The sequence below is a fragment of the Microbulbifer mixtoriginis (SeqCode) genome (assembly GCF_052467515.1).
Genome location: NZ_CP174314.1, coordinates 1045299 through 1062987 on the forward strand (window position 1 = coordinate 1045299; position 17689 = coordinate 1062987).

Below are 17689 nucleotides of genomic sequence, written 5' to 3' on the forward strand. Positions count from 1 at the left end.
CTATGAACTTGCATGAGTATCAGGGCAAACAACTGTTTGCGGCATACGGATTGCCGGTTTCCAAAGGCATTGCAGCGGAAACCCCGGCAGCGGCAGTAGCAGCGGCTGACGAAATTGGCGGTGATAAGTGGGTAGTAAAGGCCCAGGTACACGCTGGTGGCCGCGGTAAGGCTGGCGGAGTAAAGCTGGTAGATTCCAAGGCAGAAATTGAAGAGTTTGCCAAGAAGTGGCTGGGCGAGCGCCTGGTAACTTATCAAACAGACGAAAATGGCCAGCCTGTTTCCCGTATCCTGGTTGAAAGCTGCACTGACATTGACCAAGAACTGTACCTTGGCGCCGTTGTTGACCGCTCCACCCGTCGTATCGTTTTCATGGCTTCCACCGAAGGCGGCGTTGAGATCGAGAAAGTAGCGGAAGAGACTCCGGAAAAAATCTTGAAAGCTACCATCGACCCGCTGGTAGGCGCTCAGCCTTACCAGGCGCGCGAGCTGGCTTTCAAACTGGGCCTGAACCCGACTCAGGTGAAGCAGTTCACCAAGATCTTCCTCGGCCTGGCGAAAATGTTCGAAGAAAAAGATCTGGCCCTGCTCGAGATCAACCCACTGGTAATTACTACCGAAGGCAACCTGCACTGCCTGGACGCCAAAGTGGTAATCGACAGCAACGCGCTGTACCGCCACGCGGACCTGCGCGAAATGCACGATCCTTCCCAGGAAGATTCCCGTGAAGCGCACGCTGCCAAGTTCGATCTGAACTACGTAGCCCTCGATGGCAACATCGGCTGCATGGTAAACGGTGCTGGTCTGGCCATGGGTACCATGGACATCGTCAACCTGCACGGCGGCAAGCCAGCTAACTTCTTGGATGTTGGCGGCGGCGCGACCAAAGAGCGCGTTGTTGAAGCGTTCAAGATCATCCTGTCTGACGAGAACGTAAAAGCCGTACTGATCAATATCTTCGGTGGTATCGTTCGCTGTGACATGATCGCCGAAGGCGTTGTGGGCGCAGTAAAAGAAGTTGGCGTTAAAGTACCGGTTGTTGTGCGCCTGGAAGGTAACAACGCAGACCTGGGCGCCAAGGTTCTGAGCGACAGTGGCCTGAACATTATCGCGGCGACCAGTCTGACCGATGCGGCTCAGCAAGTGGTTAAAGCTGCGGAGGGTAAATAATCATGTCAGTATTGATTAACAAAGACACTAAAGTAATCTGCCAGGGCTTCACCGGCTCCCAGGGTACTTTCCACTCCGAGCAAGCGATTGCTTACGGTACCAAGATGGTTGGTGGTGTAACTCCGGGTAAAGGCGGCCAGACTCACCTGGGCCTGCCAGTATTCGATACCGTTAAAGAAGCGGTAGAGAAGACCGGCGCTGAAGCTTCCGTAATCTACGTACCTGCGCCTTTCTGTAAGGATTCCATCCTGGAAGCGGCCAACGCTGGTATCAAGCTGATTGTTTGTATCACCGAAGGTATCCCGACTCTGGATATGCTCGACGCTAAAGTGAAGTGCGACGAGCTGGGCGTGCGCCTGATCGGCCCGAACTGCCCGGGTGTTATCACTCCGGGTGAGTGCAAGATCGGTATTATGCCGGGTCACATCCACAAGCCGGGTAAAGTGGGCATCGTTTCCCGTTCCGGTACCCTGACCTATGAAGCGGTTAAGCAAACTACCGATTACGGCTTCGGCCAGTCCACCTGTGTGGGCATCGGTGGCGACCCCATCCCGGGCTCCAACTTCATCGATATCCTGGAAATGTTCCAGAATGATCCGCAGACCGAAGCGATTGTTATGATCGGTGAGATCGGTGGTACTGCTGAAGAAGAAGCCGCTGCTTACATCAAGGAAAATGTTACTAAGCCTGTAGTTTCCTACATCGCTGGTGTAACTGCTCCTCCCGGCAAGCGTATGGGTCACGCGGGCGCGATTATCTCCGGTGGTAAAGGCACCGCTGACGAGAAGTTCGCTGCTCTGGAAGACGCTGGTGTTAAAACCGTGCGCTCCCTGGCTCAGATCGGCGACGCTCTGAAGGAAGTTACTGGCTGGTAAGTAATTACTAGCTGGCTAGCACAAAAAAAGGCCACCCTTTGGGTGGCCTTTTTTTGTTTATTAAACTCAACCGTCATCCTAATTCCGTACCAATCTTTCCCTTGGCTTCTTTTGTTGCCAGATTAATTTCGCTGCGCAGCCATTTTAATTTTCACGCTACTCACTATTTCTGTGCATTTTGCCGATATTTTTCTTCTGCCTTGTGGTTTTTTTCACATTTTTGTTTTTTTATGCAATTAAATATTGAATGATATTTATTGTTGTTTGAGAAAGTATCTTATTTTTTATTTTTTCTTGGAGTGTTTTAGGAGTTATTTAATTTTTTCTAGGTGTTGTGAATTTGTTGGGGTATAAATTCCTTGTTGGGATTAAATGCGGAGGTTGGCTTTTAAAAGTCCGGTTGTAAGTTAGATAAAGGATTTATTAACCCTCAAAATAATGACCAAATAATTGTGGAGGTTCACAGCATGGGACTATCAATAGATAAAAATATTCGAAATATTTCATATAAGCTGGTCTTTAGTGGTTTTTCTTTGGATAGAAATGAGGATGTTGGCGGAGTCTGGCCTAATGGGATCGTTAAATATTACGTACCGAATAATCTTGATGCTGGCTATGTGACGGCGGTTAAGAAAGCCATGTCCCGCTGGGAGTTGTGTATTTATCGGACGTTTCAGTTTGCGGCGATTAAATTTTTGCAGGTGGGAGCGGCGGGGCAGGGTGTGATTACTATCCGGGATAATGATAGTAGTGCCACCGTAGGTTATACCAATACAACAAATCAGTATTGCGGTGTTAATTGGAGAGGGAATCGGGCTGCGATTGCCTCGCTTCCACATGAAATTGGTCATACCCTGGGATTGGCCCACGAGCATATGCGTTCAGATGCTCCCATGGCAGTGCAGAGCACTCTGGACTCTTTACAAGTGCAAACCCGCACCCAGACAATGGCACGCTTTATGACTCATGGCTCGTCATTCGATGGTCAGTCTATCATGATGTACGATGCTCAAGCCCAAGCGCTGGGGGTCAGGGAAAATACCAGGACAGGCGGTTGTAAAATTACCCCCAACCAGGTAAATAATTCAAGTTGGAATCCCAGCGCGGGTGATTTGAATATGCTTTCCTATTTGTATGATGGCAGGCGTCTGACCTTACCAAGATCTTTTGCGATGCCAATGGTGTAGATCAGTTCGTTGCTGCGAAGGTGACTTAAAAAAGGGAGTCAGCATCTCCCTTTTTTACTTTTTTATTTTCTTCTCTAAACGTACCCTCTAAATTTCTAGCTCTTTAGGCTTAAGCGCAAAATTTACTAAAAGATAAATTGCATTTTCTATCTGTGCCGCTGAAGTATTCGGTACTGCTAGGTGCTATACAAACCGTATTTGTGACCGTGTGTGCGGCTGCGTTGGTAAAGAATAAAAGCCGTCAGGCTAAGTAGTAATAACTCTGCAATGGGCCCTGCATACCAGATCCCAACTTCACCAATGGCCAGAGGTAGTAGCACTATTAAAGGCAGTAAAAATATATAAGTTTTTGCCAGTCCGAGAATGGCTGCTCGTTTGGCGTCACCAATCGCCTGGAAGAAGGTATTGACCATCATGAGGGGGCCAGCCAAGAAATAAACCAGAGTCATCATTGGCAGGATGCGCGCTACTTCTTCAATGATCAGAGGGTCGTTAACAAATAATCCACCTAAAGTGTCTTTAAAAATAATGACAGCGAGTTGAAGCAGCAGGCAGTAGCCGAATGCCGCAGTCAGGGCGATATTGATGCTACTATCCATTCGCGACCAGATCTTTGCGCCAGCATTATTTCCAGCCACCGTTTGAAAAGCCTGGCTTAAGCCGAGTAGGGGTAGAAAAATAAAAGTCATAATCCGAGTGGTAATACCGTAGGCACTAACGGTAGCGTCATAGTTTTCCGCTCCCCAAGCCTGTAAGCTGAATATAACTGCCATGGATGTGAGGGAAACGCCGATATAGCTCAAACTAGCCGGTAGGCCCAAGGACAGAAACTCTCTCCAATATTGTTTCTCATAGGAGAGGCGAATGACCTGTGTATTAATGACTGTTTTTCCGTAATGACGATAGCCGGCCACTATCATCAGGGCGATTGATTGAGCCAATGCTGTTCCATAAGCGGAACCTGCTACTCCCATTTGAAAATGGGCAATAAAAATATAGTTAAAAACGATATTAAGAAGTATGGAGCTTAAAGAAACTATCGCCATCAGCGATAGTTTCCCCTCACAGCGTAATGTGTCGGAGTTTACGGAACCAATAAATAGGGCGGGAGACAGGAAAACAAGAATTGTTAAATAGGTGTAGCCCATATCCGCCAACGGCTGGGAGCCATTGGCTACTAACATCGTCAATTGTTTACCCCCAAGAGTAAACAGCACCATAAGAAGGCCACAAACTAACAGTGCCAAGGTGATTGCCTGAGAGAAAGCCTGTTTTGCCTTATCTGTTTTTCCCGCGCCCAAGAGTCTGGCCTGAACGCTGGAGTAGCCAGCCGATATTAAGGAGGATAGTGCCACTAGCAACATAAACATTGGAAATGTCAGGGTGACAGCTGCCAGTGCGTCAGGGCCTACATACTCCCCCAGGAAATAAGCATCCAGCAGGGTAAAAGAGCCGTTTACCAACATTATAAAAATGATCGGTGCCGCTGTTTTGAAGAAAACCGGTAAAAGTGCACCCTTGAGGAAAATGTTGTCTTGTTGTTCGCTCATATACGATCCCTATTACTTATTTCCACTATGTATCTCTGCAATATCATTAAATTTGGCCAAAACAAAGTGTTTGATTTCTTCTGGCCAGGCTCGGATGGCTTTTTCAAAGCTTACTTTGCTATTTCGATAGAGGGAGCGGCTGGCATCTTCGAAGCCTGGGGCGTCACCAACAACCTGCAGCATAAATCTATCGAGTTGATGCTGGCTTGTGGTGATACGCTCTTCGAGTGAAATATCTTTCTGGGCCTGCTCCACCAGCTTGCGCAGGGTTACGGAGGCTCCGCCTGGTTGCTGTCTCAGCCACTCCCAGTGACGGGGTAACAATGTGACTTCCTTGGAAATGACTCCCAACTTTGGGCGCCCTCGCTTTGCACTGGTAGGTGTTGTGCTGGGCTTCAATCTGGTTAGTACCGTCTCAATATCGCCTTGCCAATCGATCTCGATTCTTTGGCAGTTATCGGTTGAAAAAACCATGGGTTCAAGTGGTGTTTCACGGGATTTTACCTGGCGAACGATCGACTCCAGTGTGCCCCGTGCAATCAGTTGTTGTCGCTCAATGGCTATGTACTCTGGCACAACAAAAGTCTCCTATTAATTTATCCGGGCAAAATAATATTACCCTGGTAAATATAGGCGATCAATTTGTCTATGTACAGCAAAGGTCTCTCGCAAAATCTACTGGTATGTGCTGAAGGACTACTATCGGTGGGATTACCGTGAGTATTTCTGGCTCTAGGTGCGTTCTTAGGGAGTATTTTGCACCCTATCTGGCGATATACAGGGTCATTGCTCAATTCTATACTGCGGAAAAACTAACTACTTAGGAGTGAACATGGCTAGAGCACTGGTTGGTGTGATTGGGGGGAGTGGTCTCTATGAAATGCCGGGGCTGACTGATGTGCAAGAGGTTCAAGTGGAGACCCCATTTGGCCCGACATCGGATCCGATTCTGTGTGGCAAGCTGCAGGGTATCCCGGTTGCCTTTCTCTCCCGCCATGGACGCGGTCACAGGCTGATCCCCTCTGAGGTGCCCTACAGGGCAAATATCCATGGGTTGCGTCAGTTGGGTGTGCGCTATCTGCTCTCTCTCTCTGCGGTTGGCTCTCTGCAGGAGAAGGTCAGGCCACTGGATATGTTGATTCCCGATCAGTTTATCGACATGACGCGCAAGCGTGAGGGCACTTTTTTTGGTGGTGGCGCTGTAGCCCATGTCTCTATGGCAGACCCCGTATGTTCCGCAGTGGCGGATTGTCTGGCGCGGGCCTTTGCTTCCACCCAGGCCGAGCAGCCGGTGCAGTTACATCGGGGTGGTAGTTACTTGTGCATTGAGGGGCCACAGTTCTCAACGCGAGCGGAATCCTCCTGGTATCGCAGCATGGGGGCGTCGGTCATTGGTATGACCAATATGCCAGAGGCGAAATTGGCGAGAGAGGCGCAGATTGCCTACGCCACACTCGCAATGGCCACCGATTACGACTGTTGGCACCCTCGTGAGCAAGCGGTTACCGCGGAAGTGGCGATCGCCAATCTGCAGCAAAATGCTGCGCGTGCCCAGTTGATAGCAGCAGAGGCCATTCGATTATTGGGTATGGAGAAACCTGACTCCATTGCCCATACGGCATTGACCAGTGGATTGGTCACACCTGTGGAAACAATGTCGCAGGGCCAGCTCGCTGTAATAAAACCACTGCTTGAACCGACACAATCAGTGTTGGAAGAAGTGGAGCACTGAGACATATGCATGAAACACTGCCGTTACTTGAAATATCTGATTTCCCGGCAATACGCCGCAGTACTATCGAAACCCTGCAGCTCAACATTGGTTATCGCTGTAATCAGTCTTGTGTGCACTGCCATGTAAACGCGGGCCCCAATCGCACGGAAATGATGTCGGATGCAAACCTGGCACTGCTGTTGGAGGTCATTGAGAAGCGCCGTATTCGGAGACTGGATATCACTGGTGGCGCACCGGAATTACATTGGGGGTTTCGTGGCTTGGTCAGTGCTGCACGGGCATTGGGAGTGCAGGTTATTGATCGGTGTAATCTCACAGTTTTGTTCGAGCCAGGCCAGGAAGATACTGCGGAGTTTCTCGCCCGAAATCATGTGGAAGTGGTCGCTTCCCTTCCTTGTTATTCCATGGATAACGTCGATAAACAGCGCGGCAAAGGGGTCTTTGACAAGAGTATTGCCGGTCTGCAAAAGCTCAATGAACTGGGTTATGGCAAGCCAGACAGTGGTTTGCAGTTAAATTTGGTATACAACCCTCAAGGCCCCTTCTTACCCCCAGAGCAGAGTGTCCTGGAGGCGGACTATCGCAGAGAATTGAGAAGGCAATTTAATATTGAGTTCAATCAATTGTTTGCGCTCGCCAATATGCCCATCAAGCGCTTTGGTTCCATGTTGATTTCCAAGGGGCAGTTTAAAGATTATATGACTTTATTACGTGACAGTTATAGCGCTGAAAATCTCGATGGCGTTATGTGTCGCAGCCTGGTGAGTGTTGACTGGCAGGGGAATCTATTCGATTGCGATTTTAATCAGCAGCTAGATATTCCTGTGCCAGGTAGGCCGCACCTGCATGATTTACTCGATGAGAATCTGCAGGGGAGCGCGATTGCAGTGGCAGATCACTGCTACGGCTGTACTGCGGGTCAGGGTAGTAGCTGTGGTGGAGCACTGTAAGAGGAAAGGGTTTTATAGCCATAGGGCAGGAATACTATGAGTAAAAAAATACTGCTGTTGGTGGTTATCGCGGTATTGGTGATTGCTTTTTACGCACTTGATTTACATCACTGGTTGAGTCTAGACAAGTTGCAGGAAGGCGGGGAGCAGTTCCAGCAATGGAAAGCGGCCTCACCATTTTTAGTGAGTTTCCTGTTTTTAATTTTTTATATTTTGGTGACCGGCTTGTCCTTGCCTGGGGCGGCTATTCTCACCATAGCCGCTGGTGCGATTTTTGGTTTGTTGTGGGGCACTGTTATTGTGTCTTTTGCTTCCAGTATCGGTGCCACTCTGGCTTTTCTTATGGCCCGCTACTTATTTCGCGATTATATTCAGGAAAGGTTTGCGGTACGCCTCCAAGTTGTGAATAAAGGTATTGAGCGGGAAGGCGCATTTTATCTTTTTGCCCTGCGCCTTGTACCTATTTTCCCGTTTTTTCTGATTAATATCTTGATGGGGTTAACCCACCTGAGAGTCTGGACATTTTATTGGGTGAGCCAGTTAGGCATGCTTGCGGCCACAATTGTCTACGTGAATGCGGGAACGCAACTCGCCCGAATAGAAAGCCTTAAAGATATCGCTTCGCCTCAATTGCTTTTGTCCTTTGCGCTGCTGGGTATTTTCCCTCTGTTGGCAAAATACTTCCTCAACTGGCTTAAACGTCGCCGCGAGGCCAAGTGAGACTCCAATGAAAAAACCTAAAAAGTTTGACCGTAATATTATTGTTATCGGAGCAGGTGCTGCAGGGTTGGTCAGTGCTTATATTTCTGCGGCAGTAAAAGCTAAGGTGACATTAATTGAGTCTGGGGACATGGGTGGGGATTGCCTGAATACCGGCTGTGTGCCCAGTAAGGCATTGATCAAGTGTGCTCGTGTGGCGCACTCCGCACGTACTGCGGGTAATTTCGGTGTGCGGCTGCCGGAACCGGAGATTAATTTTCCTGGGGTGATGCGGCATGTGCGTGCATCTATCCAGCAGATAGAGCCTCATGACAGCGTGGAGCGTTATTCAGAGCTCGGTGTGGAAGTGATAAAAGGCTATGCACGATTGGTTGATCCCTGGACAGTTGATATCACTTTGAAAAGTGGCGGTGAAAGATCTTTGCGTGGGCGTGCCATTATCCTGGCTACTGGTGCCGAGCCTATAGTGCCGCCATTCCCCGGCCTTGATACAGTTAATTATCTGACGAGTGAAACACTCTGGGATAGGTTTGCTGAACTGGATAAGGTTCCGCATAGATTGGTATTACTGGGTGGCGGTGCCATTGGTTGTGAGCTGGCCCAGGCATTTACCCGTTTGGGGTCTCGGGTGACCTTGATTGAGCGGGATAAACGTCTACTCCCCCAGGAAGACCACGAAGTATCGGAGGCTGTTGCCAAGGCATTGAAATCTGAAGGGGTATGTCTTCTCACTGGGCATGAGGCAGTTTCTTTTAGTGGCAATAAAGATCGCCAGGAGAGCACATTACATTTACGTAATGCCGAGGGTGAAACACAGGTGACATTTGATGAGGTTATCCTGGCACTTGGCAGGCGCGCTCGCACCAAGGGCTTCGGGCTAGAAAAATTGGATTTGTTACAGGATGGTAAACTGACAACCGATACTTTCCTGCGCACTCGCCACCCCCATATTCTCGCGGCTGGGGATCTTGCCGGTCCCTATCAGTTTACCCATATGGCTTCGCACCAAGCCTGGTATGCTGCAGTGAATGGCCTTTTTGGTGATATCAAGAAATTTGCCGTAGATTATTCGCTGGTACCTCGGGCAGTTTTTATCGATCCTGAGGTGGCCAGTGTTGGGTTCAGTGAACTCGAGGCCAAGCGACATGATATTGCCTATGAGGTAACTCGTTATAATCTTGATGATCTGGATCGGGCTATTGTAGATGGGGCGGCACAGGGTTTTATTAAAGTAATAACAGTACCAGGTAAAGATAAAATATTAGGCGTTTCAATTGTTGGTGAAAATGCGGCAGAGCTTATCGCCGAGTTTGTGTTTGCTATGAAGCAGGGGCTGGGGCTGAATAAAATCCTATCCACCATTCATATCTATCCGACAATGACCGAAGGCAATAAATTTGTTGCAGGAAACTGGAAGCGGGCCAATGCACCCAAACGCTTGCTGCGCTGGTTGGAAAAATTTCACCAGTGGAGACTGGGGTAAGGCCTAAGTAAAAAAGGGATGAGGCGGAGTTGAGGCAAGATAGTGCAATACAGTGTTATTGTGCCCCTGTTAAATGAGCGGGAGCAGTTACCCAAGCTTGTAGCGCAACTGAGGGAGCTGGTCGCATACAGCAGTTGTGAAATAATCCTGGTTGATGGTGGCAGTAGTGATGGTAGTGCAGAGATAGCCACTGCAGCCGGGTTGCGGGTAATTCAATCCCAACGTGGACGCGCGCTTCAAATGAATGCGGGTGCTTCGGTTGCCTGTGGCAGTTGGTTGTTATTCCTACATGCGGATACTCGCCTACCGCAAGGTGCTCTGAGTGCCATTGCCTCTGCCTCGGTTAGGGGGGCACAATGGGGACGTTTTAATATTCGTATCAGTGGAGACAGCCTGTGGTTTCCCCTGATTTCTACCATGATTAATTGGCGCTCTCGTTTGAGTGGGATCGCCACAGGTGATCAGGCGATTTTTGTTCGCCGCTCCCTCTTCAATGAGGTGGGAGGTTATGCCCGGCAACCACTGATGGAAGATATTGAGTTGAGCCGGCAACTGTTAAAAATAGCGCGGCCCCATTGTTTGCGTCAGAGAGTCACTACCTCTGGGCGCCGCTGGCAAAAGTTCGGAATTTGGCGCACAGTCTTGTTAATGTGGCGTTTGCGTTTCGATTACTGGCGCGGCGTTCCGGCGGAGTGTCTGGCAAAACGCTATGAGTAACTCTTCTCTGACCTCTCTGCGTCTGGTGGTAATGGCTAAGGCGCCCCTTCCCGGCTATGCAAAAACCCGTTTGATTCCAGCTCTTGGGGAGCAGGGTGCCGCCTCTTTGGCTGAGCGTTTGTTGCAGCAGACATTAATGGAAGCAGTAAAAGCCGACCTCGGCCCAGTAGAGTTGCATGTTGCGCCGGACTCACTGCATCCCTTCTGGCAAACACTAGCCCTACCCAGGGGGGTAACTCTGCATAATCAGACGCAAGGCGACCTAGGTCAGCGTTTGTGGCATGCGGCCAATACTTGTCAGGTGGCGGGCCAGGGACTTTTATTACTGGGCACAGATTGCCCTGCATTAACGGCCGCGCGTCTGCGTAAGGCGGCCGTTGCGCTAAAGAATGCCGATGCAGTTATGTACCCGGCAAAAGATGGTGGTTACACCCTGTTGGGGCTCAAGTGGGTGCACTGGAGATTGTTTGAGGACATTTCCTGGAGCACGGAGGTGGTTGCCCAGCAAACCCTGGAGCGCCTGCAGGAATGTGCAATGCTCTGCCGGTGTTTGGAAGTGCTACCAGATATTGATGAGCCAGAGGACTTGCAGTTTTTGCCTTGTGCCTGGGGAGTGTCTCAAGCGGAAAGCTAGCTGGTTTCTATTAGCCTGGTGGGGATTCAACAAATTATCCGTTGTACAGTGGGCCTTTTATAGGGGGCGGCCAGTGTAGCTGCTGTGTAGGGATTAGCTAGGGTAGAAGGGCTCCAGAAAGATGATTTCCCGAATGACTTGCCAGCGCCCATCCTCATAAACTAGGTCGATGCCCAGCCTTAATTTTCTTTCCTGGCCAGCTAAGTTATTTTTTCGGGAAAATATTACCAGCGCAGAGTTGTTGTTCGCTGCCACATGGTGAATTTTTTCCAGCTGTTCAGTGGCAATTCACCGGCATCGTGCTTGTGTTTGAATAAATCGATAAATGCGCTCTAATCGGCCAGGGTCAACTGGTCGGATTCATCGAGCATGTAGACCTGCATATTCCTGTAGTAGACGCTCTCCAGCTCATCCACTCGGCAGTGGACTCCTGCCTGTACAAGATAATCGATAAACTCCTCGATCTCTTTAACAGTGTCTTCCATCTCTCTGGCGCCTGTAATTTATAGCGCGGGTGCGGCACTGCCTTCCGCTTCCACTGCGCTGTTCTCTGCAAGAATCCCACCGTTTTCATCATTGGCCGCCAGGCGTTGTTCTTCGATACGGCTGGTCCAGCTCAGCAGAGCCTGGTAGTGGCGGATATTTTGCACATAGGTGACCGGCTCCCAGCCGCGTGCGTAGCCGTGCTTGGTAGATTTGTAATATTGGCGCTTGGCCAGTAGTGGCAGATGGTCGCGTACATCCGGCCACAGATCCGGGTTGCCGCCCATGCGCTGGGTGAGTACGCGGGCATCTTCCAGATGACCGTAGCCCACGTTGTAGGCGGCCAGAGCCATCCAGGTTCTGTCGGGCTCGCGGATGCGTTCCGGTAGCTTGTTGCGGATATGCACGATATAGCGAGCGCCGCCCTCAATACTCTCTTCCGGGTTGAGGCGGTTGACCCCCAGCTCTTTGGCGGTATTCAAAGTAAGCATCATCAGGCCACGAACCCCAGTGCGTGAGCGAGCGCGGGGATTCCAGTGGGATTCCTGGTAGCTGAGTGCAGCCAACAGATGCCAATCCAACTCGTATTGATCGGCCACTTTTTGCATAACTCCGCGCCACTTGGGCAGTCGCTCGCGGCTACGCCTGGCGAATGCCTGGGCACCACCGGGATTCAGTTCGCTGACGTGACCAAAAAATTCCTCGCGCAGCTGTGCAATCATGCCATTGGTATTGGCACGCAACATAAACAGTCGTGCTCGCTGATAGAGGCTGTCGTCGTCACTTTTGGGAAAAGCCCAGGAAACCGGTTGGAACTGGCTGAGATTAAAAGCCACTCCAGTTTTGGGATAGAGCCCACGGTGCACAGCGTAGGCGTTGGAATCCACCACCGCATAGCTGTATTGGCCCTGGTGTACCATCTCTACCAGTTCCATAGCGTCGACATCAGAAACCTCCTCCCAGCGCAAATTGGGGTAACGCTGTGAGAGTTTTTTTAATTCTTCGGCATGGGCGCTGCCAGCGATAACCGCAATGGTCTTACCTTCAAGGTCACTGGTTCTGCGCGGACGTTTTTCTCCGAGGCGGTAGATAATCTGTTGGCGAACTTCAAAATAAGAAGGGGAGAAACGCACTTGTTCACGGCGCTCCGGGGTCACTGTCAGTCCGGCGGCGGCAAAGTGAGCACCCTCTTCGGGATCGCGCAGGCGAGCGAACATATCATCCAGGCTGTGCACATCGCGAATCACCAACTTGACTCCCAGCTCTTCGGCAAAGGCGTGCAGCATGCCGTACTCAAAACCGGTGGGATTGCCAGAGGCGTCTTCGTAATAGGTGGTAGGGCCGTTTTGCGAGAGGACAACCAGTTCACCGGAAGCTTTAATTCGCTCCAGGGTATTCGGTGCTTTACTGGCAACTAATAGGGAGGCACAGCAGGACAGCGCGATACCTTTGCACACGCGGCGGACATAGCGCAGCGCTCGGCTTCTCATCATCATAGGCTGTCCCCTCTAGCTCGTCCGTTGGTTTTATCGCTGTTATGCCTAAGGCCTGCTGCGGGTATTTCCGCCAGGGCTTTCCTCGCCAATGCTGGCACAGCCTGCCAATTTTACATTATTTGACGACAATCTGCCCAATTTGGCTTTAGGACACTGTGACATGGGCGCTTGAAATGCCATTAAGACTTTTGTAGGGAGTTTTAACCCCCTAATAAAATCGGTGAATTTACGATTGGTTTTGTTCGCCTTTTGATCACATTGATTGCTATTTAGTTCATGTGTACTCAAGTGACGGGCGGGTGTGTTGGAGTTGCGGCGCTTCGGGTACAATTGCGCCTCTCAAATTTCCGGGGCCTTGTGCGATTCTTCTTTCGCGCAATCTTTCTCATTTAGACAAGAGGCTATCTCCCGCAATGTTAGTTCTGCGTGGTGCTCCCGCACTGTCGAAATTCCGCCATAAAAAACTACTCAACCAACTGCGCGCGCTGCTACCGACCATCGACGATCTTTACGCCGAGTTCGTACACTTCGCCGATAGCGACGCACTGGATAACAAGGAGATGGCGCTGCTTGAGCGGCTACTCCAGTACGGCCCCAGCGAAGAGAAGCACCAGCCGAAAGGCGAGCTGATCCTGGTGGTGCCGCGCCCGGGCACTATTTCTCCCTGGTCTTCCAAGGCCACTGATATTGCCCACAATGCTGGTCTCACCCAAATTCATCGGCTTGAGCGTGGTGTTGCCTACTATCTGAGTGGGGTTGAGCTTAGCGAGGCCGAGCGCCAGGCGCTGGCCTCACAACTACACGATCGTATGGTCGAGGTGGTCTTTACCGAGCTCGAGCAGGCTGAGCAGCTGTTTGTTGAAGAAGAGCCCCGCCCGCTGCGTGGTGTGGATATTCTCGAAGGTGGTCGCGAGGCATTAGAAGTTGCCAATGTGACACTGGGCCTGGCCCTGGCCGAAGACGAAATTGATTACCTGCTCACCAGCTTCCAGGAATTGGACCGCAACCCCACCGATGTGGAGCTGATGATGTTCGCCCAGGCGAACTCCGAGCACTGCCGCCATAAAATCTTTAATGCCTCTTGGACAATCGACGGCGAAGAAATGCCGCATTCTCTATTTGGCATGATTAAGAATACCTACCAAAAAGGCGGCGACAACGTCTTGTCTGCCTATGCGGATAATGCCGCAGTTGTGGTGGGCAACGTGGCTGGACGTTTCTACCCAGACCCGGAAAGCAAGGAATACGGTTTCAGTCATGAAGCCATTCATCTGCTGATGAAGGTGGAGACGCACAACCACCCCACCGCAATTGCTCCTTTCCCCGGCGCTGGTACCGGTGCCGGTGGTGAAATTCGCGATGAGGGCGCGGTGGGCCGCGGCTCCAAGCCGAAAGTGGGCCTGACCGGTTTTACCGTTTCCAACTTGCAGATCCCCGGTTGGGAACAGCCCTGGGAGTCCAATTACGGCAAGCCCGAGCGTATCGTTACCGCTCTGGACATTATGATCGAAGGCCCCATCGGTGGCGCAGCATTCAACAATGAATTTGGCCGCCCGAATATCTGCGGTTACTTCCGTACCTTTGAAGAAAATTTCGATGGCGAGCGTCGCGGCTATCACAAGCCGATTATGCTGGCCGGCGGCTACGGCAATATCCGTGAAGAGCATGTAGAGAAGCCCGAGTTCTCCCCTGGCGCCAAACTGGTAGTGCTGGGTGGCCCGGCCATGTTGATTGGCCTCGGTGGCGGTGCGGCCTCCAGTATGGCCAGCGGCTCCAGCTCTGAAGACCTGGATTTCGCTTCAGTACAACGCCAAAACCCGGAAATCGAGCGTCGCTGCCAAGAGGTGATCGACCAGTGCTGGCAGCTGGGTGAGAACAACCCGATTGCCTTTATCCACGATGTGGGTGCAGGTGGTTTGTCCAATGCTTTCCCCGAGTTGGTGAAAGATGGCGGTACCGGCGGTAATTTCGAACTGCGCAATGTGCCCTGTGATGAGCCGGGTATGAGCCCGCTGGAAATCTGGTGTAACGAATCCCAGGAGCGCTATGTACTGGCGGTTATGCCGGAAGACCTGGAGCGTTTCGAGCAAATCTGTGAGCGTGAGCGTACGCCTTACGCTGTTGTTGGTGAGGCTACCGAAGACAAGCACCTGTTGCTGAATGACAAGAAGTTTGATTCCAAACCAGTGGATCTGCCGATGTCGGTACTGTTCGGTAAGCCGCCGCGCATGCACCGCGAAGCAGAGACTCGCCACGTTGAAGCCAAGGCTTTCTCCACCGCGGATATCGACCTGAACGAAGCGGCTGAGCGCGTGCTGCGCCTGCCCACTGTGGCCAGCAAGAGCTTCCTGATTACCATTGGTGACCGCACTGTAACCGGCCAGGTATCCCGCGATCAGATGGTCGGTCCCTGGCAGGTACCTGTAGCGGACTGTGCGGTGACTACTGTTGCCTATGACAGCTACGCCGGTGAAGCCATGTCTATGGGTGAGCGTACCCCAGTGGCACTGTTGGATGCGCCGGCCTCAGGCCGCCTGGCTGTGGGTGAGGCAATTACCAATATCGCCTGTACTCCGGTGAAGCAGCTGTCCGACATCAAACTTTCCGCCAACTGGATGTGCGCTGCGGGCCACCCTGGTGAAGAGGAAAAACTCTATCGCACCGTAGAAGCGGTGGGTATGGAGCTGTGTCCTGAATTGGGCATTACCATCCCAGTGGGCAAGGACTCCATGTCTATGCGCACCGCTTGGGAAGATGAGGGTGAGCAAAAGTCGGTTACCGCACCGCTGTCTCTGGTAATTTCTGCCTTTACTCCGGTTACCGATGTACGCAAAACAGTGACCCCGCAACTGCACACCAATAAAGGTGAGAGTGAGCTGCTGTTGGTTGATCTGGGTGCTGGCAAAAATCGTTTGGGCGCTTCCTGTCTGGCACAGGTCTACAACGAGTTGGGCGACAAGCCCGCAGACCTGGACGATGCCAAGAAGCTGAAAGGTTTCTTCGAGGTGGTACAGCAGGCTCTGAATGAAGACCTGATCATGGCCTACCACGACCGCGCTGACGGCGGTCTATTTACAACCCTGGCGGAAATGGGCTTTGCCGGCCGCGTGGGTATGGATGTGGAAATCTATGAATTGGGTGAAGACCCGATTGCCGCGCTGTTCAGTGAAGAGTTGGGTGCAGTATTACAGGTTCCCGCTTGTGAAGCGGATATGCTGGTACAGCGCTTTGCCGCTGTCGGTGTACCTACCCACAAGATCGGTTACCTGAATAATAACGAACACCTGTGCATCACCAATAACGGTGTTGAAATCTTCAAGCGCTCCCGTGCTGAATTGCAGCAGATCTGGTCGGAAACCAGCTTCCGTATCCAATCCCTGCGCGATAACGCCGAGTGTGCCGAGCAGGAATTTGCTGCAATCGCTCAGGAAGATCCGGGCCTGACAGTAAATCTTACTTTCGATATCAACGAAGATATCAGTGCGCCCTATATCGCTAAAGGTGTTCGCCCGAAAGTTGCGGTACTGCGAGAACAGGGTGTGAACAGTCAGGTGGAAATGGCGCACTCCTTCCATCGCGCGGGCTTTAACGCTGTCGACGTACATATGAGTGACATCTTGTCCGGCCGCGTCGCTTTGGACGAGTTCAAAGGTTTGGTGGGCTGTGGTGGCTTCTCTTACGGTGACGTTCTGGGTGCCGGTGAGGGGTGGGCTAAAACCATTCTGTTTAATGATCGTGCCCGCGATCAGTTTGAGGGCTTCTTCAATCGCAACGATACCTTCGGCTTGGGGGTGTGTAACGGTTGCCAGATGTTCTCAGTGATCAAAGAGCTGATTCCAGGTGCGGATCACTGGCCGCGCTTTGTGCGCAACCTCTCTGAGCAGTATGAAGCGCGCTTCGCATTGGTAGGCATTGAAGACTCACCTTCCGTGTTGTTTAAAGGTATGGCGGGTACTTACATGCCGGTTGCCGTTGCTCACGGTGAGGGGCGCGTGGAGTTTGCCGATCAGCAGGCGCTGGAGAAGTGTGAAGCTTCTGGCACTATCGCGATGCGCTACCTGAATAACAAAGGGGAAATCAGCCAAACTTATCCGGCCAACCCCAACGGCTCGGTCAATGGTATTACCTCCCTGAGTTCTGAAGATGGCCGCGTGACTATTATGATGCCGCACCCCGAGCGTGTTGCCCGAGCTGTCAGCAACAGCTGGCATCCAGATGAGTGGAAAGAAGATTCCGGCTGGATGCGCTTGTTCCGCAATGCACGGGTATTTGTTGACTAAGCCGATTCTCTTCTGCACCCCACAATTCTGTCGGGGTGCAAATTATTTTCTAGGCAGGCAAATGGATTTTTGTGGCATAAGGATATGCCGCCTGTATCAGCTGTTAAATCGCCCTTCAAAATCGATAGTGATTCTTCGAATTCAGTGCCGAGTGTATTTTCACTGTTAATTGATTTTTTATGGTTTTGTCAGTGTTTGCATCTGGCACGATTTACTTTTTGGGGCGCTTTGGATATTTCCTGCTACACTTAAAGGATTATTCGAAATAACTTTTCTCGCTATGGTGCAGTTATCTGTATCGATTCACAATCTTTTAATTGGCTTCTATGCAGAAATTCGGCATGGGGCGCTACTCATAAACTCCCTTCGACTGATCTTTCGCTTGTCGCGTTTTTATTGGCGCAGATCCC

Annotated in this window: 14 protein-coding genes; 10 read left to right on the top strand and 4 right to left on the bottom strand. The window is 51.2% G+C overall.

Annotation, left to right across the window (positions count from 1 at the left end; translation table 11 throughout):
• Positions 1-2 precede the first annotated feature (2 nt).
• From sucC to ACJJIT_RS04435, 3 genes are all read left to right on the top strand, one after another.
• Positions 3-1169, top strand: coding sequence for an ADP-forming succinate--CoA ligase subunit beta (sucC, locus tag ACJJIT_RS04425; protein ID WP_252082922.1), 1167 nt, complete (start codon positions 3-5; stop codon positions 1167-1169).
• Positions 1170-1171: 2 nt separating this feature from the next.
• Positions 1172-2044 (top strand): succinate--CoA ligase subunit alpha, encoded by an 873-nt coding sequence (gene sucD, locus ACJJIT_RS04430; RefSeq protein WP_020412684.1) that lies wholly within the window; start codon positions 1172-1174, stop codon positions 2042-2044.
• Between the two features lie 467 nt (positions 2045-2511).
• Complete coding sequence (locus ACJJIT_RS04435; RefSeq protein ID WP_444900092.1) at positions 2512-3231, top strand: M12 family metallopeptidase; 720 nt, start codon at positions 2512-2514, stop codon at positions 3229-3231.
• A 176-nt stretch (positions 3232-3407) separates the two neighbouring features.
• Here ACJJIT_RS04435 and ACJJIT_RS04440 read toward each other — a convergent pair whose 3' ends face one another.
• Positions 3408-4781, bottom strand: a complete 1374-nt coding sequence (locus ACJJIT_RS04440; RefSeq protein ID WP_444900093.1) for an MATE family efflux transporter — start codon at positions 4779-4781, stop codon at positions 3408-3410.
• A gap of 12 nt (positions 4782-4793) precedes the next feature.
• Positions 4794-5357, bottom strand: a complete 564-nt coding sequence (locus tag ACJJIT_RS04445) for a DUF2239 family protein (RefSeq protein ID WP_444900094.1) — start codon at positions 5355-5357, stop codon at positions 4794-4796.
• A gap of 256 nt (positions 5358-5613) precedes the next feature.
• On the opposite strand from ACJJIT_RS04445, the gene mtnP reads away from it, so the two are divergent.
• From mtnP to ACJJIT_RS04475, 6 genes are read left to right on the top strand one after another with little or no spacing between them, the layout of a single operon-like run.
• Positions 5614-6513: an S-methyl-5'-thioadenosine phosphorylase gene (mtnP, locus tag ACJJIT_RS04450; RefSeq protein ID WP_444900095.1), complete on the top strand. Its 900-nt coding sequence runs from the start codon at positions 5614-5616 to the stop codon at positions 6511-6513.
• Between the two features lie 5 nt (positions 6514-6518).
• Positions 6519-7466 (top strand): arsenosugar biosynthesis radical SAM (seleno)protein ArsS, encoded by a 948-nt coding sequence (arsS, locus tag ACJJIT_RS04455; protein WP_444900096.1) that lies wholly within the window; start codon positions 6519-6521, stop codon positions 7464-7466.
• Between the two features lie 36 nt (positions 7467-7502).
• Complete coding sequence (locus ACJJIT_RS04460) at positions 7503-8186, top strand: TVP38/TMEM64 family protein (protein WP_444900097.1); 684 nt, start codon at positions 7503-7505, stop codon at positions 8184-8186.
• Positions 8187-8193: 7 nt separating this feature from the next.
• Positions 8194-9669: a dihydrolipoyl dehydrogenase family protein gene (locus ACJJIT_RS04465; RefSeq protein WP_444900098.1), complete on the top strand. Its 1476-nt coding sequence runs from the start codon at positions 8194-8196 to the stop codon at positions 9667-9669.
• 42 nt (positions 9670-9711) lie between these two features.
• Positions 9712-10386: a TIGR04283 family arsenosugar biosynthesis glycosyltransferase gene (locus ACJJIT_RS04470; RefSeq protein ID WP_444900099.1), complete on the top strand. Its 675-nt coding sequence runs from the start codon at positions 9712-9714 to the stop codon at positions 10384-10386.
• Positions 10379-11020 (top strand): TIGR04282 family arsenosugar biosynthesis glycosyltransferase, encoded by a 642-nt coding sequence (locus tag ACJJIT_RS04475; RefSeq protein WP_444900100.1) that lies wholly within the window; start codon positions 10379-10381, stop codon positions 11018-11020. Before ACJJIT_RS04470 ends, ACJJIT_RS04475 begins: the two co-directional genes overlap by 8 nt.
• Before the next feature lie 332 nt (positions 11021-11352).
• Here ACJJIT_RS04475 and ACJJIT_RS04480 read toward each other — a convergent pair whose 3' ends face one another.
• On the bottom strand, positions 11353-11505 hold the full coding sequence (locus tag ACJJIT_RS04480) for a hypothetical protein (protein ID WP_444884086.1): 153 nt from the start codon (positions 11503-11505) through the stop codon (positions 11353-11355).
• 18 nt (positions 11506-11523) lie between these two features.
• Positions 11524-12999, bottom strand: coding sequence for a membrane-bound lytic murein transglycosylase MltF (mltF, locus tag ACJJIT_RS04485; protein WP_444884087.1), 1476 nt, complete (start codon positions 12997-12999; stop codon positions 11524-11526).
• 413 nt (positions 13000-13412) lie between these two features.
• On the opposite strand from mltF, the gene purL reads away from it, so the two are divergent.
• Positions 13413-17279: a phosphoribosylformylglycinamidine synthase gene (purL, locus tag ACJJIT_RS04490; protein WP_444900101.1), complete on the top strand. Its 3867-nt coding sequence runs from the start codon at positions 13413-13415 to the stop codon at positions 17277-17279.
• Positions 17280-17689 lie beyond the last annotated feature (410 nt).

What these genes read in the sequence shown, in the direction of transcription:
- purL (WP_444900101.1), top strand. Translation starts at nt 13,413, where the DNA reads ATGTTAGTTCTGCGTGGTGCTCCCGCACTGTCGAAATTCCGCCATAAA.
- ACJJIT_RS04465 (WP_444900098.1), top strand. Translation starts at nt 8,194, where the DNA reads ATGAAAAAACCTAAAAAGTTTGACCGTAATATTATTGTTATCGGAGCA.
- mltF (WP_444884087.1), bottom strand. Translation starts at nt 12,999, where the DNA reads ATGATGATGAGAAGCCGAGCGCTGCGCTATGTCCGCCGCGTGTGCAAA.
- arsS (WP_444900096.1), top strand. Translation starts at nt 6,519, where the DNA reads ATGCATGAAACACTGCCGTTACTTGAAATATCTGATTTCCCGGCAATA.
- ACJJIT_RS04460 (WP_444900097.1), top strand. Translation starts at nt 7,503, where the DNA reads ATGAGTAAAAAAATACTGCTGTTGGTGGTTATCGCGGTATTGGTGATT.
- ACJJIT_RS04480 (WP_444884086.1), bottom strand. Translation starts at nt 11,505, where the DNA reads ATGGAAGACACTGTTAAAGAGATCGAGGAGTTTATCGATTATCTTGTA.
- mtnP (WP_444900095.1), top strand. Translation starts at nt 5,614, where the DNA reads ATGGCTAGAGCACTGGTTGGTGTGATTGGGGGGAGTGGTCTCTATGAA.
- ACJJIT_RS04435 (WP_444900092.1), top strand. Translation starts at nt 2,512, where the DNA reads ATGGGACTATCAATAGATAAAAATATTCGAAATATTTCATATAAGCTG.
- ACJJIT_RS04475 (WP_444900100.1), top strand. Translation starts at nt 10,379, where the DNA reads ATGAGTAACTCTTCTCTGACCTCTCTGCGTCTGGTGGTAATGGCTAAG.
- sucC (WP_252082922.1), top strand. Translation starts at nt 3, where the DNA reads ATGAACTTGCATGAGTATCAGGGCAAACAACTGTTTGCGGCATACGGA.
- ACJJIT_RS04440 (WP_444900093.1), bottom strand. Translation starts at nt 4,781, where the DNA reads ATGAGCGAACAACAAGACAACATTTTCCTCAAGGGTGCACTTTTACCG.
- sucD (WP_020412684.1), top strand. Translation starts at nt 1,172, where the DNA reads ATGTCAGTATTGATTAACAAAGACACTAAAGTAATCTGCCAGGGCTTC.